The sequence below is a fragment of the Streptomyces sp. YS-3 genome (assembly GCF_045257485.1).
GTDB lineage: Bacteria > Actinomycetota > Actinomycetes > Streptomycetales > Streptomycetaceae > Streptomyces.
Genome location: NZ_JBJHPC010000807.1, coordinates 1 through 2540, shown reverse-complemented (window position 1 = coordinate 2540; position 2540 = coordinate 1). Strand labels below are relative to the sequence as shown.

The following is a 2540-nucleotide window of genomic DNA, read 5'->3' as shown; positions in this document are numbered from 1 at the left end:
GCCCCGGCTTCATCGTGTCCAGGTCGATGCCGATGAGGTTGTGCGGCGGGCGGCCACACGCGATGCCGTACCCGGTGGCCCAGGGCGCGGCGGCGAAGAGCGCGCGTACGGCCGCCGGGTCCGTGGTCGCGTCGTGCACCCCGTGCCCCGGCAGCCCGCACTCGCCCCGGCAGAGCGCGGGCTGCGGCTCGTCGTGGTGCGGGGAGCGCAGCGCGGGGAGCTTCGAACGGGACAGCGGGATGACGGGGAGCCCGCGCTCGGCGACGGAGAGAGCGTGGGCGAGGGCCAGGGTGGAGGCATGCCGGTCGATGGTGGCCATGCCTTCTATGTTCGTACGAGTGTTCGAAAAAGGGAAGCGGGAAACGATCCGGGTTCGGATGGCGACGGAGAGTGATCGGTGGGTGTGCGGGATCGGACGGAGAGACGGCCGCCGCGTGACCGGAAATGAGGGCTTGGGCTGGGCGGACGCCGATTCGGGCGGGGTGGAAGGTGGGCGTGTGGCGTGCGGGAAACGGGTGTCTGCCGCCCCGGTGGCGGTGGAGCGGCGCGGAAGTTTGGCCGAAAGTGTGCTGAAACGCTTCTCCTCCCTGGTCGGCCGGTGAGGGGCATGGCGTGTCCGTGTCGGCAGGCCCCTTTTGGGGCTGAGAAAGCAAGTTGGTGGTTTATCGACAAGTCCTCACGCTTGCGGGCGAAACGCGACGACTTGGCTGGTTCGCCGGGGATTCGGTGGGCAACTCTGATGACGCGACGTCGCAGCAGCGTCCGGGGCGGTCGGCCAACTTCCCTGGAACAAGCCGTACTTCTGGTTCCTGGAGGAAAAGACATGGCAAGCATCCGCACCGCCCGCGTCATCGCCGCCGTCGCCGCCCTGCCTCTCGCCGTGGGGCTCTTCACCGGAGTCGCCACCGCGGACAACGGCTCCTTTGCGGACCACGGATCGAACGCGGCAGTGGCGACCATCAGCGGGAGCGGGGTCGGACACAACAACAGCGGGAACTCGTCCACCACACAGCAGCAGGCTGTGGGTTCGGGCGCCTCGAACCAGAGCAACACCGCCCAGGTGAACGGCTCCGCCTTCACGGCGCTCCGTCAGGACAACGTGTCGGTCAACTTCACCAACCTCTGGTGAGCCGGGGGCCCTCGGGGTCGGGGTCAGTGGGGTGAACGACTGCCCGGGTGGTGGCGCTGTGGCGCTGCCGTCCGGGCAGTCGTGTGTCCGGGAGGCGTAGGGCGGGGCGGGGCGAGCGCGGCCCCGCGCGTGAGCACGCGCGCGTAGAGGCATGAGCTCGTGCGTACGGGCATGAGCTCGCCCGTACTGGTGTGAGCGCGCGCGTACGGGCGTGAGTGCGAGCGCGGGCATTGACACCCGCACCGTATCTGACGGACAGTCAGAAACCCGACCCCGACTCGTAGCGTACGTCCGGACCCCGGAGGCCGCCGTCGTGCACCTCGCCCCGACCGAACGCCAGCAGCGCCTGCGTGCCGAACTCCGCTCGTACTTCCGTACGGTCATGGCGCAAGACGCAGGCCGCACGGAGGCCTCGCGGACAGGTGATCGGGAGGACGGCGCCCCTGCGAACCCTGCGTCGACCGGCGCCGACACCGGCACCGGCACCGCCACCGACCCCACGGCGCAACGCGCCCTGCTCCGCCGTATCGGGGCCGACGGGATGCTCGGGCTCGGCTGGCCCGTGGAGTACGGCGGCCAGGGGCGCGGGCCCGACGAGCAGTTCGTCTTCTTCGACGAGGCGTACCGCGCCGGCGCCCCCGTCTCGATGGTCACGCTCAACACGGTCGGACCGACTCTGATGCGCTACGGGACCGAGGGGCAGAAAGCGTTCTTCCTGCCCCGGATCCTCGCCGGCGAGCTCGTCTTCGCCATCGGCTACAGCGAACCGGAGGCCGGGACGGACCTCGCCTCGCTGCGCACCCGGGCCGTACGGGACGGCGAGGACTGGCTGATCGACGGCCAGAAGATCTTCACCTCCAACGCCCAGAACGCCGACTGGATCTGGCTCGCCTGCCGTACGGACCCGGCGGCCCCCAAGCACCGCGGCATCTCGATCATCCTGGTCCCGACCGACGCGCCCGGTTTCTCCTGGACCCCGATCCGGACCGTGGGCGACCTGACGACGACGGCCACCTACTACGACGGGATCCGCGTGCCGGCCGGGAACCTGGTCGGCGAGGAGAACGGTGGATGGGGTCTGATCACCAACCAGCTCAACCACGAGCGGGTCGCGCTCGCCGCGATCGGCATGCAGGCCGAGGCGTTCTTCGAGGCGGCGCTGACTCGGGCCCGTACCCCCGATCCGGTGACCGGGCGGCGCAGGGTTGACGAGCCGTGGGTGCGTTTCAGGATCGCCGAGACGCATGCCCGGCTGGCGGCGAATCGCCTGCTCAACTGGCGTTTGGTGGGGGATGTGGAGGCCGGTGCGCCGGCCCCCGGCGACGCCAGCGGCGTGAAGTTCGCGGGAACGGAATCGGCGGTCGAGACGTATCGAATGTGCCAGGAGATCGCGGGGGAGACGGCGCTGGTG

The 2540-nt window shown here is 70.2% G+C and carries 3 protein-coding genes; 2 read left to right on the top strand and 1 reads right to left on the bottom strand.

The features are described from left to right. Positions 1 to 367, bottom strand: a 367-nt coding sequence (locus ACJA3G_RS35005; RefSeq protein ID WP_406557060.1) for a bifunctional DNA primase/polymerase, incomplete at its 3' end; no start/stop codon positions are given. A gap of 456 nt (positions 368 to 823) precedes the next feature. On the opposite strand from ACJA3G_RS35005, the gene ACJA3G_RS35000 reads away from it, so the two are divergent. Both ACJA3G_RS35000 and ACJA3G_RS34995 read left to right on the top strand, forming a co-directional pair. After that, the gene (locus ACJA3G_RS35000; RefSeq protein ID WP_406557059.1) at positions 824 to 1129 is read left to right on the top strand and encodes a hypothetical protein; all 306 of its coding nucleotides are present in this window, start codon (positions 824 to 826) and stop codon (positions 1127 to 1129) included. A gap of 313 nt (positions 1130 to 1442) precedes the next feature. Next, positions 1443 to 2540 (top strand): acyl-CoA dehydrogenase family protein (locus ACJA3G_RS34995; protein WP_406557058.1); only part of this gene is annotated, 1098 nt, incomplete at its 3' end.